This is a genomic window from Achromobacter sp. ACM02 (genome assembly GCF_014851605.1).
Taxonomy (GTDB): Bacteria; Pseudomonadota; Gammaproteobacteria; order Burkholderiales; family Burkholderiaceae_B; genus Achromobacter; species Achromobacter aegrifaciens.
In genome coordinates this window covers 271,736-289,302 of record NZ_JACUZY010000003.1, presented here as the reverse complement: position 1 = coordinate 289,302, position 17,567 = coordinate 271,736, and the positions used below count along the sequence as shown (strand labels likewise).

Below are 17,567 nucleotides of genomic sequence, written 5' to 3'. Positions count from 1 at the left end.
CTTTCCCGGCCGGCCTACTGCTGCACCACGATGCCCGCGCTTTCGATGGTCTGGCGCGCCTTGGCGATGTCCGAATTGATCAACGCGGCAAACTGTTCGGTGGACACCGGATCGGTTTCCAGGCCTTGCGAGGCCAGCGCCTCCTGCACGTCCTTGCGCGCCAGCAGCTTGTTGAAGTCGCTATTCAGGCGCGACACGACCGCGGACGGCGTCTTGGCCGGGGCCAGCACGCCGTAGTAGGTCACCACGCTGAAATCCTTGTAGCCCAGCTCCGCGACCGTGGGCACCTCCGGCAGCGCCGGATTGCGCTTGGGCGAAGTGACTGCCAGCGCGCGCACCTTGCCGGACTTGATCAGCGTGGCCGCCGACGAAATCGAAGAGCCCGCGAACTGCAGGTGTCCGCCCATCAGGTCCGCCAGCGCCGGGGCCGAGCCCTTGTACGGCACGTGCTGCATCTTGAAGCCGGCCGCGTGCTGCAGCATTTCGATGGCGATGTGCACGCCGCCACCCGTGCCCGAGGTGCCATAGGAGATCTTGTTCGGATCCTTCTTGGCGGCGTCGATCACTTCGGGCAGCGTCTTGTAGGGCGAGCTGTCCGATACCAGCAACACCATGGGCGTAGTGGCCACCAGCGCCACCGGCGCCAGGTCCTTGACTGGGTCGTACGACACCTTCATCAGCAGCGGAATCAGGGTGACGTTGTCGGACTGGCCGATCACCAGGTCGTAACCCTGGGCAGGCGAGCGCGCCGCTTCGGCCAGGCCCAGCGCCGTGCCCGCGCCCGGCTTGTTCTCGGGAATCACTGACCAGCCGTTGAGTTCATGCAGCTTGGTGCTCATCAGGCGGCCGATGTAGTCGGTGCCTCCGCCCGGCGTGGACGGGATGATGATGCGGATGGGCTTGCTGGGATAGTCCTGGGCGTGTGCGGCACAGGCGGCGGCCAGCGCGGCCACCGCGAACAGTTTGCGGATCATCTTGTCTCCTCTTTGATGGAAGTCTTGGCGGTCTGCGCCGCCTCGACCGATATCGGGCGCTATCGCCCGTTCATGCAATAACGCCTGCGCTGCGCAGGACCTCGATGCGCGCGGCATCCCAGCCCAGGCCCTGCAGGATGGCCTGCGTGTCGCCGCCCTGCCGCGGCGGATCGGAACGCTTGCCGGCCTTCAGGCCGTCGAACTCGATGGGCAGCGCCGCCGCGGATATCTCCCCGCCGTCCGGCAGCCGGGTCTTGAGCAGCGCGCCGCCGGCGTTCAGGTGCGCATCGTCCAGCAGGTCGTGCGGCTGGCGTATCGGGCCATAGGACAGGCCGGCGGCTTCCAGTGCCGCGCACAGCTCGTCGGTCTTCCAGGTCTTCAGGATCTCGCCCACGCCCGGCACCAGCCAGGGCCGCGCCGCCTCGCGGTCGACGGCGGTGGCCAGGCGCGGATCGGCGGCCCACTCGGGCGGCAGGAATTTCTGGGCGAAGTTGCGCCATTGCGCATCGCCCACCACGGCGACGAACACGCGGCCGTCGGCGGTCTCGAACACGTCATACACGCCCCAGGGCGGCCGGCGCTCCGCGCCCATGGGCTTGGGCGCCGCGCCCGTCAGCTGGTATTGCGCGATGAACTGCGCGACCAGCAGCAGGTTGTTCTCGAACAGGCCGGAGCGCACATGCCTGCCGCGCCCCGTGGCGTGGCGGTCGTGCAGCGCCGCCAGCGCGCCCACCACGCCGAAGGTGCCGCCCAGGATGTCGTTGACAGAGGCCGCCACGCGCTGGGGCGTGTCCGCGCCGCCGTTGATGTAGGCCAGCCCGCCCATCATCTGCACCACTTCGTCCAGCGCGGTGCGCTGCTTGTAGGGGCCGGACAGAAAGCCCTTGAGCGATACGTAGATCAGCCCAGGGTTCTCGGCCGACAGCGACTCATAGTCCAGCCCGTACTGGGCCAGGCTGCCGTCGCGAAAATTCTCCACTACCATGTCCGCCTGCAAGGCCAGCTGGCGCACCACGGCCTGCCCCTCGCGCGCCTTCAGGTCGATCGCCAGGCTTTGCTTGTTGCGATTGAAGACCGGGAAGTAGCCGCTGCCCGAGCCCTTCAGGCGCCGGGTGCGGTCGCCTTCGATCGGCTCCACCTTGATGACCTCGGCTCCCAGGTCCGCCAGCGCCAGGCCGGCCGCCGGGCCCATGATCATGTGGGACAGCTCCAGCACCTTGATGCCGCGCAGCGGTAATTCGGTGTGGTCCATGAAGGGTGAAGCCGGTGTTGCTGCCATCTGCATATCCTCGGGCCTGATGCGCTGAAAAACAGGCAACGGCAAGATCGATGCATGCCGCCGCCCCATGCCCCATCATCGGCGGCAAGCCGGATCAGCGGGTAGCGCTCTTTCAGCACGGGGGCATTCTCGCTTGGGAACGTCCGGGAAAGCCCTGAGGCCCGTCGTTTCAGGCGGCCTCCGCCACGCCGAGATGCGCCAACAGCACGCGAGCGGCGGGCGGCAAGGCGTCCAGCCCCAACACGGCGATGCACAAGGAAGTGCTGGACCAGGCTCCGGAGAGCGGAATGAAGCGGATGTCCAGGTTGGTGTGGCGCGCCTTGAGATACATGGGCACCACGGCCACGCCCATGCCGCGCGCCACCAGCATGCAGATGGTTTCATGCGAGCTGACCCGCGCGCTGATCCGCCGCGCCACGCCCGCATCCTGCGCCGCCTGCTCGAACACCGCGCTGATGCCGTTGTCGCGGTTCAGTTCGATCTGCTCGAAGGGCAGCAATTGCGCGTAGTCCAGCGTGTCGCGGTCGGCCAGCAGATGCTGGCCGGGCACGACCGCCGCCAGATCGCAGCGGCCACAGGTAAAGACCTGCAAACCGTCATGACCAAAATCGGAACCCACCGCCACGTCGGCCTGGCCGTCGAGCACCGCGCGGAACACCTCCTGGGTGGTGCCCTCTTCCAGGGAAATATCGATCTGGGGATAGGCGCGGCGAAAGGACTGGATCTGCGCCGGCAGTTCGCCGGACAGCGCCGCCACGCTGACCGCGAGCCGGATACTGCCGCGCACGCCGGTCGCAAAGCCCGCCATCTCGCGGCGCATGCGGTCCATGCTCTGCAGCACCATGCGCACGTGCGTGGCCAGCGCATTGCCTGCCGGCGTGGGCTGCACGCCCCTGACCCCGCGTTCCAGCAGCGGCACGCCGAAGGCATCCTCCATCTCCGACATACGTTTGCTGACGGCGGAAGGAACGATATTCTCGCGGGCGGCGGCGCGCGCCAGGCTGCCTTCCTCCAGCGCTGCGAGGAACAGGCGGAGCGAGACGGGATCGATATCGCGGGGATGCGGCGGGGGAGACGGGACGGGCTTCATGCCGGGAAGTGTCGTGCCTTGCGCGCCTGCGCAGGGATCGGGGTTTTCCCGGTCCGGGGCGCCTTGCGCCTTTAACCCCGCACGCCCATACCGCCCTCCCATGCGTAGCCATTCAGCAAGCCCAGCAAACCGCGCCTGACCACGGCCACTGCCTCATCCCGCAAGGCGTCGGCGCGCCAGCCCATTTCGATGGCATAGCCCGGCATCGCGACCGGGCAGGGCAGCATGCGCAGGCCGGAAGCGGCAGCCAGGCCGCGCGCCGCGTGCGCGGGCAAGGTCGACAAGGCATCACTGCCCCGCAACAGGAACGCCAACGCCGAAAAATGCGTGGTCGAGGCCTGCACCCGGCGCGTCAGTCCCAGCCCGTGCAGCACTTCATCCACCACCCCGATGAAGCCGCCGGACGACACCAGAATGTGCTGGCGGCGGATGAATTCCTCCAGCGACAAGGTGGTCTGGCCTGGCGCCACGCTGGCGGGATCCAGCAGGCAGGCATAGCCGCCCTGCCCGACCGTCACGCGCTGCAAGGCCTGCGAGGCCAGTCCGCCCGAAGCGATCACCAGGTCCGCTTCGCGCGCCATCAGCATGTCGGCCGCCAGCCGGCTGTGGGTCTGGCGGAAGATGAGGCGCAGCCCCGGCGCGCTCTGTGCCAGCGCGTGGATCGCGTCTCGTCCCAGCGCGATCTCGAAATCGTCCGATAGCCCCAGCGTCACCGACCTGCCGGCAAAGCCCGCCGCGCCAGGCCGCGCCAGCGACAGGCTCTGACGGCACTTGTCCAGGGCTTCGCCAATGACGGGTCGCAGTTCGCGCGCCCGCAGGCTGGGCGTCAGCCCTCTGCCGGTGCGCGTGAACAGGGGATCTCCGTAAAGCGCGCGCAGGCGGCCCAGCGCCGCGCTGACAGCGGACTGCGTCACGCCCAGGCGCAGCGCGGCACGTCCCGCTCCGCCCTCGTCATAGATGGCCTCGAAGATCTTGAGCAGGTTCAGGTCGGCTGACTCGATATCAATCTGGTTCATATCATTTATCTCTGACCAGGATTGATTGATTTTAGGGCCGGCCGGACACTGAAGCCCATTGCCACGTTCCGAGACCCCCGCCATGACCACGAAAACCGTCGCCGCCCTGCAGATCGGCTCCTCCCCCGAGGGCAAAGCCCGCACCCTGGAAGACATCCTCGCCTACGAGGGCGAGATCGTCGCCTCTGGCGCCTCGCTCGTGGTCATGCCCGAAGCGCTGCTGGGCGGCTATCCCAAGGGCGAGATCTTCGGCACCCGACTGGGCTACCGCCTGCCCGAAGGTCGCGAGGCCTATGCCCGCTATTACGACAACGCCATCGACGTGCCCGGCCCCGAAACCGAAGCGCTCGCCGCCCTGTCGCAGCGCACCGGGGCCAGCCTGGTGGTGGGCGTGATCGAACGCGGCGGCAACACGCTGTATTGCACCGCCCTGTTCTTCGAACCTGCTACCGGCCTCGCCGCCAAGCACCGCAAGCTCATGCCCACCGGCACCGAACGCCTGATCTGGGGCCAAGGCGACGGCTCGACCCTGCCGGTCGTCGACACCGAAGCCGGCCGCATCGGCGGCGCCATCTGCTGGGAAAACCACATGCCGTTGCTGCGCACCGCCATGTACGCCAAGGGCGTGGAAATCTGGTGCGCGCCCACCGTGGACGAACGCGACATCTGGCAGTGCTCGATGCGCCACATCGCCCACGAAGGCCGCTGCTTCGTGGTCAGCGCCTGCCAGGTGCAACCCTCGCCCGCCGAACTGGGCCAGGACGTGCCGGGCTGGGACGCCAACCGCCCTCTGATCAACGGCGGCTCGGTCATCGTCGGCCCGCTGGGCGACGTGCTGGCGGGCCCGCTGCACGGCAAGGCCGGCCTGCTGACCGCCCAGGTCGACACGGCGGAACTGGTGCGCGCCCGCTACGACTTCGACGTGGTGGGCCACTACTCGCGCCCCGACGTCTTTTCCCTGACCGTGGACGAGCGCCCGCGCCCCGCCGTGCGCTTCGTCTCCTGAACGCCCCGGCTGACGGGAGCCCGCAATCCGGGCACCTGGCGCCGGGATGGTATAGTCTCGCCCGCTGCCGGCCCTTCCGGGCCGCGCAACGCCCGAGTGGTGAAATTGGTAGACACAAGGGACTTGAACTAATTTGAGCCCTTTGGGGGAAACTCCAAAGGTGTAGCCCGTCAAACTCGGCGAATGCCCTGGACCCGTTCCGAGCCAACGCCGAGCCAAGCCCTGGCCGCACGGCCGGGGAAGGTGTAGAGAGCAGACGGCGGGCACCTAAGGCCGCAAGGCTATGGTGAAGGCGTGCTCCAGACCACGAACAGCGCATCCGCGCTGGCGGCGAAAGCCGAAGTGGTAAGAAAATCCCTCGGCCTCGCGGCCGTACCGGTTCGATTCCGGTCTCGGGCACCACCCCGCCACAGGCCAGGCGTCCATCCTTCGTCGCAAACCGGCGAACGCCTGCCTCGTCAAACTGAAGCGCGCAAAATTCCCCCCGCCGATCTAATCTAGTCCGGTAACCAGGGAGCGCGCCATGATCACCCTCTACTCGTACCCCGGACTCTATGGGCTGGAAGACAACAACCCTTACGGCCTGAAGATCTACGCCTTCCTGAAGCTCTGCCGGCTGCCGTTCGACCACCGGCATACGCTGGACGTACAGTCCGCCCCGCGTGGCCAGCTGCCCTACATCGCCGACGGCGATCTGCGTATCGGCGACAGCGACGCCATCATCGCCTACCTGAAGCGCCAGTACGAACTGACCATCGACGATTCCCTCACGCCCGAGCAGCAGCGCCAGGACTTGCTGGTGCGCCGCGCGCTGGACGACCTGTACTGGGTCATGTCCTATTCGCGCTGGCGCGATGACCGCTATTGGCCGACCTTCCGCCGCGCGCTGCTGGACGCCCACCCGGACGTCACGCCCGAGCAGCTGGAAGCCGCCCGCCAATACAACTTCCAGCGCTACCACTACCAAGGCATAGGCCGCTACGCCCCCGAAGACGCCTATGCGCGCGGGATCGCCGACCTGGAGGCCGTCTCCAGCCTGCTGGGCGACAACGGCTTCATGTTCGGCCCCAATCCGGGTAGCGTGGACGCGGGGCTCTACGGCTTTCTTGCCAATATCTATTTCTACGCCATCGACACGCCGCTCAAACAGTGCCTGGTGTCGCGGCGCAACCTGGTGAGCCTGTGCAATGCCGTGCGCGCCGAACTCGGTTAAGGCCTGACGCCCTTCCCGCGCGCGGCCGCCCGCCCCGGACGGCTTCCAAAAACGTTATTCTTGCGCCTCGTTTTCCACGTTTTAGCCCTGCCCGCCATGCGCCGGCGGGGCTTCAGACCTCACTTGACCGCCGCTTCCTCCTCCCCGCCCTTCATCGTCCTCGACGCCTGCGTCCTCATGTCAGGCATCCTGCGCCGCCTGCTGCTCAGGCTGGCCGAAGCCGGCGTGTACACGCCGGTCTGGACCGACCGCATCGGCGAGGAATGGCGCCGCAACGCCTCGCGCATCTGGGAGATCCCGCCCGAGGTGATGATGGAGATGTGGGACGACATGAACGCGCGCTTTCCCGGCGCCCGCGAGACGGACACCCAGGTCTACGAGGCATCCCTGCGCTACAGCGACCCCAAGGACTTCCACGTGATCGCGGCCGGCCTGGCGCGGCGCGCGCGCTGCGGCCTGCAACAGCCGCCGGTGGTGCAGGTGCTGACCTGGAATCTGAAGGATTTCAACCGTTCCGAACTGCGGCGCCAGGGGCTGGACGTCTACAACCCCGACCGCATGCTGACGCAATGGTGGCAGGCCGCGCCCGACGCCATCCGTGCGGCGGCGGCACAGGTGCCCGCGGACTATGTGGCGTTGGGGCGCGAACCCGAGCCGCTGTCGGCGACGCTGCACCGCGAGCGCCTGTATGGCCTGAAGAACCTGCTGGCGCGCGACGCCGCGCAGAACGGCGGCGCCTGAACCGCGCCAGCGTGCTCAGTGGTCGTGGTTGCTGGCGGCAAAGCCCGCCGCGTTCAGTATGTCGATCACTTCCTGGATGTGCTCGTGGCCGCGCGTCTGCAGCACGAAATCCACCTCGACATTGCGCACCGGCAATGACGTGAACGCACGCTGGTGGTGCACTTCGGTGATGTTGGCCTGCGCGTCGGCGATGAGCTTGGTGGCGTGTGCCAGCGCGCCCGGCAGATCGCGCAGGTCCACGCGGATGCGCGCCAGGCGGCCGGCGCGCACCATGCCGCGCTCGATCAGTTCGCCCAGCATCAGGGGGTCGATGTTGCCGCCCGTCAGCACCAGGCCGATGCGCTTGCCCTTGTAGCGGTCGCTGCCCTCTTCCTGCGCGCGCAGCAGCGCGGCCAGGCCGGCGGCGCCCGCGCCTTCGACCACCGATTTCTCGATCTCCAGCAGCACCACGATGGCGTGCTCGATATCGCTTTCGCTGACCAGCTCCAGTCGATCGACCAGCTGGGTGACGATGGGCTGGGTCAGCGCGCCCGGCGACTTCACCGCGATGCCTTCGGCGATGGTGTAGGCGCCCTGCGGCATGGACACGCCCTTGACGGCGGCGTACATGGACGGAAAGCGCTCGGTCTGCACGCCGATGATCTCGATGCCGGGCTTGAGCGCCTTGGCCGCGGTGGCAATGCCGGAGATCAGGCCGCCGCCGCCGATGGCGACGACCAGGGTGTCCAGCTGCGGCTGGTCTTCCAGCATCTCCAGCGCCACCGTGCCCTGCCCCGATATGACCGCCTCGTCATCGTACGGGTGGATCATGATCAGGCCGCGCTCCTGCGCCAACTCGTAGCCGCGCGCCTTGGCATCGTCGAAGGTGTCGCCGGCCAGCACCACCTCGGCGCCGAAGCGGCGCGTGTTGGCGATCTTGACGGTGGGGGTGAACCGCGGCATCACGATCACGGCCGGCACGCCCATGCGCTGGGCATGGTAGGCCACGCCCTGCGCGTGGTTGCCGGCGGACACGGCGATCACGCCCTTGGCGCGTTCTGCTTCCGACAGCGTCAGCATGCGGTTGAGCGCGCCGCGCTCCTTGAACGAAGCCGTGAACTGCAGGTTCTCGAACTTCAGCCAGATCTCCGCGCCGAAGATGTCGGACAGCGTGCGGGACAGGGTAAACGGGGTCTTCAGCACCTGGCCGCGCAGGTTCTCGCGGGCGGTCTGAATGGAGGCGATATCGATCACGATGGAAATCCTGTTAGCGCACCGGCAGGAAATTGAACAGCAGCAGGCCCTGCGCGTAGTTGATCCCGATGCGCCGCGTGTTCTCGCCCAGCAGGTTCGCGATCAGATCCAGGCGGCCGATGATGGCGCCGAATTCGCGTTCAAAGCTAAGGTTGGTGGCGTTCTGGGACATTTCGTTGGCCAGCAGCAAGGGTTCGCCCTGGGTATTGCGGCGCGACGCCAGCAGCCAGGCGGCTGCCTCGACGTTCCGTGCGGCATTGTAGACCCGCTGCCCGTCCAGCGCGTCGGTGGCGTACAGGCGGGTTTTGCCGTTGTGGGCGGCGATGATGGTGTCGGCCAGGCCGTAGATGAAAGCGCCGACCCGGTCGCCCGAATAGTTGGGGTCCAGGGACACGGCCAGAATCTGGATGTCGCGCAGTCCCGCCAGGTCCTTGGGCGGGATGCGGACTTCGATGGAATGCTTGACCAGCGACACCGCCTTGGCCAGGTCGGGCGCGCCGGACTTGCGCCATTCGCGCGGATTGCGGCGGTAGAGCTTGTCCAGCAGGACATACAGGCTGGCCAGGTTGTCGCGCACCTCCAGCGTGACGGTGCGGTTGAAGTCGGTCTGGCCGAACTGGTCGGCGGACATGTCCTCGCTCTTGGGACCGCCCTTGCCCGGCGCGGGGCTGCTCATGCAGCCGCTCAGCACGGCCGCAAGCAGCGCCGCGGCACTGGCGGATCTGGCCCACGCCGTCATGCCTTGCCCATCCGTTTCCCCCTTCTTTGCCACGTCGCGCAGGCCATCCTCCGTGGTCGGGGGGCCTTGCTCTCGCGCAAGACTTTACAGGAAGGTAAGCGCAGTTGGGAGATGTCCGGGGTCTGAAGAAGCAAGAAGATGAATCATGCCGGCCCCAAGCGTGCGCGCCGGCCCATGAAAAACGGCGCCCGCAGGCGCCGTTTCATGCTACCGGTCAAGCAGGCTTATTCAGCTTGCGGTTCCGATTGCGGGGCAGCTTCGGGAGCCGCAGCGGCTTGCTGCTGCTCGATGCCGCCAATCGCCTTGATGGACAGGCGCAGGCGGCCCTTGTCGTCGGCCTCGATGACCTTGACGCGGACTTGCTGGCCGACCTTCAGCACATCGTTGATGTTGGCGATGCGGTAGTTGGCGATTTCCGAGATGTGCAGCAGGCCGTCACGGCCCGGCAGCACTTGCACGATGGCGCCGAAATCCAGCAGGCGCAGCACGGCGCCTTCGTAGATCTGGCCCACTTCGACGTCGGCGGTCAGTTCGACGATGCGGCGCTGGGCTTCCTTGGCCTGCGCTTCGTCGACGCTGGCGATCACGATCGTGCCGTCGTCCGAGATGTCGATCTGCGTGCCGGTTTCTTCGGTCAGCGCGCGGATGGTGGCGCCGCCCTTGCCGATCACGTCGCGGATCTTCTCGGGGTTGATCTTGATGGTCAGCATGCGCGGAGCGAAAGCCGACAGCTCGCCGCGCGAACCGTCCAGCGCTTCCTTCATCTTGCCCAGGATGTGCAGGCGGCCTTCTCGGGCCTGAGCCAGCGCCACTTGCATGATTTCCTTGGTGATGCCCTGGATCTTGATGTCCATCTGCAGTGCGGTGACGCCGTTCTCGGTGCCCGCAACCTTGAAGTCCATGTCGCCCAGGTGATCTTCGTCGCCCAGGATGTCCGTCAGCACGGCGAACTTGCCGCCGTCCAGGATCAGGCCCATGGCCACGCCGGCCACGTGATCCTTGACCGGCACGCCGGCGTCCATCATGGCCAGCGAGCCGCCGCAGACCGAAGCCATCGACGACGAGCCGTTGGACTCGGTGATTTCCGACACGATGCGGATGGTGTACTGGAAGTCTTCCGGAGCCGGCAGCAGCGGGATCAGCGCGCGCTTGGCCAGGCGGCCGTGGCCGATTTCGCGGCGCTTGGGCACACCGATGCGGCCCGTTTCGCCGGTGGCGAACGGAGGCATGTTGTAGTGCAGCATGAAGCGGTCGCGGTATTCGCCCATGAGCGCGTCGATGATCTGCTCGTCCTGCTTGGTGCCCAGCGTGGCCACGACCAGCGCCTGGGTTTCACCGCGGGTGAACAGCGCGCTGCCGTGTGCGCGGGGCAGCACGCCCAGACGCACGCTGATGGGGCGCACGGTGCGGGTATCGCGGCCGTCGATGCGCGGCTCGCCGTTCAGGATCTGGCCGCGCACGATGGCGGATTCCAGCGAGAACATGATGTTGTCGACAGCGACGGCGTCCGGCAGCGCTTCGCCCTTTTCGGCGGCGGCGGCGGCCAGCTTGGCCGACACGTCAGCCGACACTTCGCGCAGCTTGGTCGTACGGGCCTGCTTTTCGCGGATCTGGTAGGCGGCGTTCAGGCCTTCCTGGGCAGCGGCGGTGACCGCGGCGATCAGGGCTTCGTCCTTGGCGGGCGCTTGCCAGTCCCAATCGGGCTTGCCGGCGTCCTTCACCAGTTCATGAATGGCGTTGATGACGGCCTGCATTTGCTGGTGGCCGTAGACCACGCCGCCCAGCATGATTTCTTCGGACAGCTGGTCGGCTTCGGATTCCACCATCAGCACGGCGTTTTCGGTGCCGGCGACGACCAGGTCCAGCTTGGACGACTTCAGCTGCGAGGCGGTCGGGTTGATGGCGTACTGGCCATCGATGTAACCCACGCGCGCGGCGCCGATGGGGCCGTTGAACGGGATGCCCGAGATGGCCAGCGCGGCCGAGGCGCCGATCATGGCGGGAATGTCGGGATCGATTTCAGGATTGACCGACAGCGTGTGGATGACCACCTGGACTTCGTTGTAGAAGTCTTCGGGGAACAGCGGACGCAGGGGACGGTCGATCAGGCGCGAGGTCAGCGTTTCCTTCTCGGAGGGCTTGCCTTCGCGCTTGAAGAAGCCACCCGGGATGCGGCCGGCGGCGTAGGTCTTCTCGATGTAGTCAACGGTCAGCGGGAAAAACGTTTGACCCGGCTTGGCCTTCTTGGAAGCCACGACGGTGGCCAGGACGACGGTGTCCTCGATCGACACCACAACGGCGCCGGAGGCCTGGCGAGCGATCTCGCCAGTTTCCAGGACGACCGTGTGCTGGCCGTACTGGAACGATTTTGTCACTTTGTTGAACATGACGATTATTCCTTACAAATGAAAAACCGTGGCCGTCGCGACATACGTCGCACCGACCACGGTTGCGTCATGGGGAGCCAGCCCCGTCGATCACTTGCGCAGACCGAGTTTTTCGATCAGTGCGCGGTACGAATCGGGATTGCGGCCCTTGAGATAGTCGAGCAGCTTGCGGCGACGGCTGACCATACGGAGCAGACCGCGGCGCGAGTGATGGTCCTTCATGTGTTCTTTGAAGTGACCGGTCAGTTCGTTGATGCGGGCGGTGAGCAGAGCCACCTGAACTTCGGGGGAGCCGGTATCGCCTTGAGCGCGTTGGAATTGCGCGACGATATCGGATTTCTTGATGTCAGCTACAGACATTTATGACCTCTTCGGACATGCGACAGGGCCGAGGCGCCCTGACGTGGTTTGGAAAAAATTTGCGCGAACCTGGCGGAATTCGCTTTCTCACTGCTGCCATTGATGACTCAAACAGAAGCCTGGAATCCGGGTATTGGACGCGGTGTTTCGACACCGGGGCCTGGCACCTGGACCAGCTCTGCGGCCAGCGCAAAGGATGTTGCAAGATCAATACACTTGATAAAGCTCGATGATTATAGCCGATTCGCTAGAATTACCCCAATGAGGGCCGCCTGCCCCGCCGCAGGCCGCGATGCCACGTAAGGAGAAGATATGTCTAAATATTACAGAAGCGCGCGCCTGGCACTGGCTGCCGCCGCGTTGGCCGGCCTGGCCGCCTGCGCAAACATGGCCCAGATTCCTCCCGGCACGCCCTACGCCGACGTGCAAGCCCAGTTCGGCCGGCCCAACTTCGAATGCCCGCAAGCCAATGGCGGGCGGCGCGTGATCTGGACCCAGCAGCCCATGGGCCAGTACGCCTGGGGCACCAACGTCGGCGCCGACGGACGCGTGGGCCAGGTGGTGCCGCTGCTGACGGACGAACACTTCAAGGTGCTGAGCGAAGGCGTATGGGGTCCCGACCGCGTGCGCTGCGAATTCGGCCCGCCCGCCAAGATCGAGGAAGCCGGCCTGGGAGAAAAGCGCGAGGTGGTCTGGTCCTACCGCTACAAGGAAAACGGCGTCTGGAACTCGCTGATGTATGTCTACATGAGCCGCGACGGCAGCAAGCTGACGCACTTCCATCCCGGCCCGGACCCCATGTACGACGACGACAGGTTCATGTGGCGCTGATTCCCCCGCCTCTCTAAAAAACAAAACCCGCCATCAGGCGGGTTTTGTTTTCAAGGCGTTCACCAATCAGGACGATTGGTTGCGGCGTTCCTGCGTCAGGCGGCGCGCGCGGTTCCAGCGCCAGGCCCACATGATCCAGCCCGACAGGCCGTACAGCACGAACAGGCCGAACAACACGACCGGAGGATCGCTGGACACGAACACGAACACGGCCACCACCAGCAGGATGCCCCAGAACGGCACGCTGCGGCCCAGGGCGAAGCTCTTGCCGCTGAAGAACGGCGCATTCGACACCATGGAAATGCCCGCGTACATGGTCAGCGTGAACGCCGCCCAGGCCATCAGGCTGTCATGGATGGGCAGCTTGTTGTCCACGGCCAGCCAGACGAAACCCGCCACCAGCGCGCCGGCAGCCGGGCTGGGCAAGCCCTGGAAGTAGCGCTTGTCGACCACGGCGATGTTGGTGTTGAAACGCGCCAGGCGCAGCGCGGCGCCGGCGACATAGACGAACGCGGCCAGCCAGCCCCAGCGGCCCAGGTCGTTCAGGATCCATTCGTACATGACCAGCGCGGGCGCAACGCCGAAGGAGGTCATGTCGGACAGCGAGTCGTACTGCTCGCCGAAGGCGGACTGGGTGTTGGTCAGGCGGGCAACCCGGCCATCCATGCCGTCCAGCACCATGGCCGCGAAAATGGCGATGGCGGCCACTTCGAAGCGGTCGTTCATGGCCTGCACGACGGCGTAGAACCCCGCGAACAGTGCCGCGGTGGTGAACGCGTTGGGCAGCAGGTAGATGCTGCGGTGGCGGTTCTCGGAATCGCGCATGGAAAAATTGGGCATGGTCTCAATAACTTACAACGAACATTGAAAGGTTAACCCATCTGGCCCCGCTTGCGGGGCGGAGCAAGCCGCGTGCCTGGCCAATCGAGGGGAAGCCTGCAAAAAAAAGCGGCATGCCCTCGCAGGCATGCCGCTTCGACCCTGATTGCGCGGGGCAGGCCCCGCGCAATGGCATGGATCAGTTCTTGGACTTGTCCACCAGCTTGTTGGCGGCGATCCAGGGCATCATGGCGCGCAGCTTGCCGCCCACTTGCTCGATCTGCGATTCCGCGTTGATGCGGCGGCGCGAGGTCAGCGTCGGAGCGCCGGCGGTGTTTTCCAGGATGAACTTCTTGGCGTATTCGCCGGTCTGGATGTCCGTCAGGCACTGGCGCATGGCCTTGCGGGTTTCGTCGGTGACGATCTTCGGGCCGGTTTCGTACTCGCCGAACTCGGCGTTGTTCGAGATCGAGTAGTTCATGTTGGCGATGCCGCCTTCATAGATCAGGTCGACGATCAGCTTCAGTTCGTGCAGGCATTCGAAGTACGCCATTTCGGGCGCGTAGCCGGCTTCCACCAGCGTGTCGAAACCGGCCTTGATCAGTTCGACGGTACCGCCGCACAGCACGGCCTGTTCGCCGAACAGGTCGGTTTCGGTTTCTTCGCGGAAGTTGGTTTCGATGATGCCGGCACGGCCGCCGCCGTTGGCGCTGGCGTACGACAGGGCCACGTCACGCGCGGCGCCCGACTTGTCCTGGTACACGGCCACCAGATGGGGCACGCCGCCGCCTTGCTTGTAGGTGTTGCGCACGGTGTGGCCCGGGGCCTTCGGGGCGATCATGATGACGTCGATGTCTTCACGCGGCACGACCTGGCCGTAGTGCACGTTGAAGCCGTGGGCGAACGCCAGGGCGGCGCCGGGCTTGATGTTGGCGTGCACTTCCTTGTTGTAGACCGAGGCGATGTTCTCGTCGGGCAGCAGCATCATGACGATGTCGGCGGACTTGACCGCGTCGGCGACTTCCTTGACTTCCAGGCCGGCGTTGGCGGCCTTGTTCCACGAGGCACCGCCCTTGCGCAGGCCGACCACGACCTTCACGCCGGATTCATGCAGGTTCTGCGCGTGCGCGTGGCCTTGCGAGCCGTAGCCGATGATGGCAACAGTCTTGCCCTTGACCAGGGAGAGATCGCAGTCTTTGTCGTAGAAAACTTTCATGGTTGTGCTCCAGATTCCAGTATTTTGGATATTTGTTTAATTCAGATGTAGGGTGCGGCTTGGCCTGGAAGGCCGGTCAAATCTTCAAAATCCGTTCACCGCGTCCGATGCCGGACACGCCGGTGCGCACGGTTTCAAGGATTGCACTGCGGTCCAGGGCCTCCAGGAAGGCCTGTACTTTTTCCTGCACCCCGGTCAATTCGATGGTGTAGGACTTGTCGGTCACGTCGATGATGCGGCCGCGGAAGATATCCGCCATGCGCTTCATTTCCTCGCGCTCCTTGCCGACCGCGCGCACCTTCACGAGCATCAGCTCACGCTCGATGTGCGCGCCTTCGGTCAGGTCGACCACCTTGACCACATCCACCAGGCGGTTCAGGTGTTTGGTGATCTGCTCGATGATTTCATCGGAACCGGTGGTCACGATGGTCATGCGCGACAGCGTGGAGTCCTCGGTGGGCGCCACGGTCAAGGTCTCGATGTTGTAGCCCCGCGCGGAAAACAGGCCCACCACGCGCGACAGCGCGCCGGGTTCGTTCTCGAGGAGGACGGAAATCACGTGCTTCATGGGTGGCCTCCTTACAGGTCTTCAGAGCCGAGCAGCATTTCGGTCAGCCCGCGGCCGGCCTTGACCATCGGCCACACGTTTTCGGTGCGGTCGGTGATGAAGTCCAGGAAAACCAGGCGATCCTTGTGCTTCTTGAACGCTTCGCGCAGCGCCGGCTCGACGTCCGCCGGTCGTTCGATGCGCAGACCCACGTGGCCATAGGCCTCGGCCACCTTGACGAAATCGGGCAGCGAATCCATGTAGGACTCGGAATAGCGCGAACCGTAGTCGATCTGCTGCCACTGCCGGACCATGCCCAGGAAGCGGTTGTTCAGGCAGATGATCTTCGGCGTCAGGCGGTACTGGTGGCAGGTCGACAGTTCCTGGATGTTCATCTGGATCGACCCTTCGCCCGTGATGACGGCGACGTCGTGCCCAGGATTGGCCATCTGCACGCCCATGGCGTACGGCAGGCCCACGCCCATGGTGCCCAGGCCGCCGGAGTTGATCCAGCGGCGCGGCTTGTCGAACTTGTAGTACTGCGCGGCCCACATCTGGTGCTGGCCCACGTCGGAAGTCACGAAGGCGTCGCCGCCAGTCACTTCCCAGAGCTTTTCCACCACGAACTGCGGCTTGATGACCTCGTCCGAGTTGGCGAACTTCAGGCATTCCTTGCCGCGCCAGGACTCGACCTGCTCCCACCACTTGGCGATCGGAGCAGGCTTGTGCTCGGCCGCGGCGATGTCGTACTGCGCGCTGAGGTCGGCCAGGACGTCCTTGACGTTACCGACGATCGGGACGTCCACGCGCACGCGCTTGGAGATCGACGAGGGATCGATATCGATATGGATGATCTTGCGGGCGTTCTGGGCGAAGTGCTTGGGGTTGCCGATCACGCGGTCGTCGAAACGGGCGCCGATGGCCAGCAGCACGTCGCAGTGCTGCATCGCCATATTGGCCTCGTACGTGCCGTGCATGCCGGGCATGCCGACGAACTGGCCGCTGCTGGCCGGGTAGCCGCCCAGACCCATCAGGGTGCTGGTGCAGGGCGCGCCCAGTTGCGACACGAGCTTGTTCAGCTCGGGCGCGGCGTTCGACAGGATGACCCCGCCGCCCGTGTAGATCATGGGCCGCTCGGCGGCCAGCAGCATCTGCACGGCTTTCTTGATCTGCCCCTGGTGGCCCTTGTTGACGGGCGCATAGGAGCGCATCGAGATCTCGCCCTTGGGCGGCGTGTACTTGCACTGCGCGATGGTGATGTCCTTGGGGATATCCACCAGCACCGGGCCGGGACGGCCGGTGCGCGCGATGTAGAACGCGCGGCGCATGGTTTCGGCCAGGTCCTTGACGTCGCGCACAAGGAAGTTGTGCTTGACGCAGGGACGCGTAATGCCGACGGTGTCGCATTCCTGGAAGGCGTCCTCGCCAATGGCCGCAGTGGGCACCTGCCCGCTGATGATGACCATGGGGATGGAATCCATGTAGGCGGTGGCGATGCCGGTGACGGCATTGGTCACGCCCGGTCCGCTGGTCACGAGGCAGACGCCGACCTTTTGCGACGAGCGCGAATAGGCATCGGCGGCGTGCACGGCGGCCTGCTCGTGACGAACCAGGATATGCTGGAATTTGTCTTGCTTGAAAATCGCGTCGTAGATGTAAAGCACCGCGCCGCCGGGGTAGCCGAAAACGTGTTCCACGCCTTCATCGGCCAGGCAGCGCACGACGATATCGGCGCCATTCAGTTCCATGTTGTCATTCCTTTCAGTACCGGCCCTGCAACCCTGACTGCTGCTCGCCCGGATACGGCGGCAACTGAACCCATACCGGTCCCGACAACATGATCCGGCGCTTTGCGGCTCACGGAGCCACGCCACCCGGACACCTTGCCGACCCGGCACACGCTCGACAGAACGCAGTGCAAACGCCCCTGGGGGACGCTGGAGGTCGAAATGGAAGCCTTGGCAACACACGCTTGTGGCGCGGCCAACGGCAGGTGTAACTGCTGCGGGATGGCTGGGAGGTGACCCTGGCAATCCGCCTCAACGCACCGGTTTCGGATAGGCAGACCGATGCAAGTGGAGCAATTTACCGCGTTGCGTCAAAGGTAGCAAATCGA

Annotated in this window: 16 protein-coding genes; 4 read left to right on the top strand and 12 right to left on the bottom strand. The window is 65.5% G+C overall.

What is annotated here, in order from left to right; translation table 11 throughout:
- Window positions 1–14: 14 nt before the first annotated feature.
- The 4 genes from IB258_RS10215 to IB258_RS10200 all read right to left on the bottom strand — a co-directional run bounded on the left by IB258_RS10215 (window position 15) and on the right by IB258_RS10200 (window position 4,359).
- Window positions 15–974, bottom strand: coding sequence for a tripartite tricarboxylate transporter substrate binding protein (locus IB258_RS10215; RefSeq protein WP_119450837.1), 960 nt, complete (start codon window positions 972–974; stop codon window positions 15–17).
- A gap of 70 nt (window positions 975–1,044) precedes the next feature.
- A complete protein-coding gene (locus tag IB258_RS10210; protein WP_082400642.1) occupies window positions 1,045–2,253 on the bottom strand; it encodes a CaiB/BaiF CoA-transferase family protein in 1,209 nt (402 codons plus the stop codon).
- 169 nt (window positions 2,254–2,422) lie between these two features.
- Entirely contained in the window at window positions 2,423–3,343 is a 921-nt protein-coding gene (locus IB258_RS10205) for a LysR family transcriptional regulator (RefSeq protein WP_192352536.1), read from the bottom strand.
- A gap of 71 nt (window positions 3,344–3,414) precedes the next feature.
- The gene (locus IB258_RS10200; RefSeq protein ID WP_175159487.1) at window positions 3,415–4,359 is read right to left on the bottom strand and encodes a LysR substrate-binding domain-containing protein; all 945 of its coding nucleotides are present in this window, start codon (window positions 4,357–4,359) and stop codon (window positions 3,415–3,417) included.
- Window positions 4,360–4,441: 82 nt separating this feature from the next.
- On the opposite strand from IB258_RS10200, the gene IB258_RS10195 reads away from it, so the two are divergent.
- The 3 genes from IB258_RS10195 (at window position 4,442) to IB258_RS10185 (ending at window position 7,319) form a co-directional block, all read left to right on the top strand.
- A complete protein-coding gene (locus IB258_RS10195; RefSeq protein ID WP_192352535.1) occupies window positions 4,442–5,365 on the top strand; it encodes a carbon-nitrogen hydrolase family protein in 924 nt (307 codons plus the stop codon).
- Window positions 5,366–5,888: 523 nt separating this feature from the next.
- Entirely contained in the window at window positions 5,889–6,578 is a 690-nt protein-coding gene (locus IB258_RS10190; RefSeq protein WP_054450186.1) for a glutathione S-transferase family protein, read from the top strand.
- Window positions 6,579–6,674: 96 nt separating this feature from the next.
- Complete coding sequence (locus IB258_RS10185; RefSeq protein WP_175159655.1) at window positions 6,675–7,319, top strand: PIN domain-containing protein; 645 nt, start codon at window positions 6,675–6,677, stop codon at window positions 7,317–7,319.
- A 15-nt stretch (window positions 7,320–7,334) separates the two neighbouring features.
- Here the strand turns inward: IB258_RS10185 and IB258_RS10180 are convergent, their stop codons facing one another.
- The 4 genes from IB258_RS10180 to rpsO form a co-directional block, all read right to left on the bottom strand.
- Window positions 7,335–8,552 carry a threonine ammonia-lyase gene (locus tag IB258_RS10180; protein WP_054450181.1) on the bottom strand — a complete coding sequence of 406 codons (1,218 nt, stop codon included), beginning with the start codon at window positions 8,550–8,552 and terminating at the stop codon, window positions 7,335–7,337.
- A gap of 13 nt (window positions 8,553–8,565) precedes the next feature.
- The gene (locus tag IB258_RS10175) at window positions 8,566–9,228 is read right to left on the bottom strand and encodes a hypothetical protein (RefSeq protein WP_370127071.1); all 663 of its coding nucleotides are present in this window, start codon (window positions 9,226–9,228) and stop codon (window positions 8,566–8,568) included.
- Window positions 9,229–9,515: 287 nt separating this feature from the next.
- Window positions 9,516–11,678, bottom strand: a complete 2,163-nt coding sequence (gene pnp, locus IB258_RS10170; RefSeq protein ID WP_054450179.1) for a polyribonucleotide nucleotidyltransferase — start codon at window positions 11,676–11,678, stop codon at window positions 9,516–9,518.
- A 90-nt stretch (window positions 11,679–11,768) separates the two neighbouring features.
- Window positions 11,769–12,038: a 30S ribosomal protein S15 gene (gene rpsO, locus IB258_RS10165; RefSeq protein ID WP_006223612.1), complete on the bottom strand. Its 270-nt coding sequence runs from the start codon at window positions 12,036–12,038 to the stop codon at window positions 11,769–11,771.
- Between the two features lie 312 nt (window positions 12,039–12,350).
- Here rpsO and IB258_RS10160 point away from each other — a divergent pair, with 312 nt between their 5' ends.
- Window positions 12,351–12,869 carry a hypothetical protein gene (locus tag IB258_RS10160; protein ID WP_054450177.1) on the top strand — a complete coding sequence of 173 codons (519 nt, stop codon included), beginning with the start codon at window positions 12,351–12,353 and terminating at the stop codon, window positions 12,867–12,869.
- Between the two features lie 66 nt (window positions 12,870–12,935).
- On the opposite strand, the gene pssA is transcribed toward IB258_RS10160, so the two are convergent.
- The 4 genes from pssA to IB258_RS10140 all read right to left on the bottom strand — a co-directional run bounded on the left by pssA (window position 12,936) and on the right by IB258_RS10140 (window position 17,253).
- Complete coding sequence (pssA, locus tag IB258_RS10155; RefSeq protein ID WP_054450175.1) at window positions 12,936–13,709, bottom strand: CDP-diacylglycerol--serine O-phosphatidyltransferase; 774 nt, start codon at window positions 13,707–13,709, stop codon at window positions 12,936–12,938.
- Window positions 13,710–13,887: 178 nt separating this feature from the next.
- Window positions 13,888–14,904, bottom strand: coding sequence for a ketol-acid reductoisomerase (gene ilvC / locus IB258_RS10150; protein WP_013391929.1), 1,017 nt, complete (start codon window positions 14,902–14,904; stop codon window positions 13,888–13,890).
- 76 nt (window positions 14,905–14,980) lie between these two features.
- Window positions 14,981–15,472: an acetolactate synthase small subunit gene (gene ilvN, locus IB258_RS10145; RefSeq protein ID WP_054450173.1), complete on the bottom strand. Its 492-nt coding sequence runs from the start codon at window positions 15,470–15,472 to the stop codon at window positions 14,981–14,983.
- Between the two features lie 11 nt (window positions 15,473–15,483).
- Complete coding sequence (locus IB258_RS10140; protein ID WP_255423500.1) at window positions 15,484–17,253, bottom strand: acetolactate synthase 3 catalytic subunit; 1,770 nt, start codon at window positions 17,251–17,253, stop codon at window positions 15,484–15,486.
- Between the last annotated feature and the right edge of the window lie 314 nt (window positions 17,254–17,567).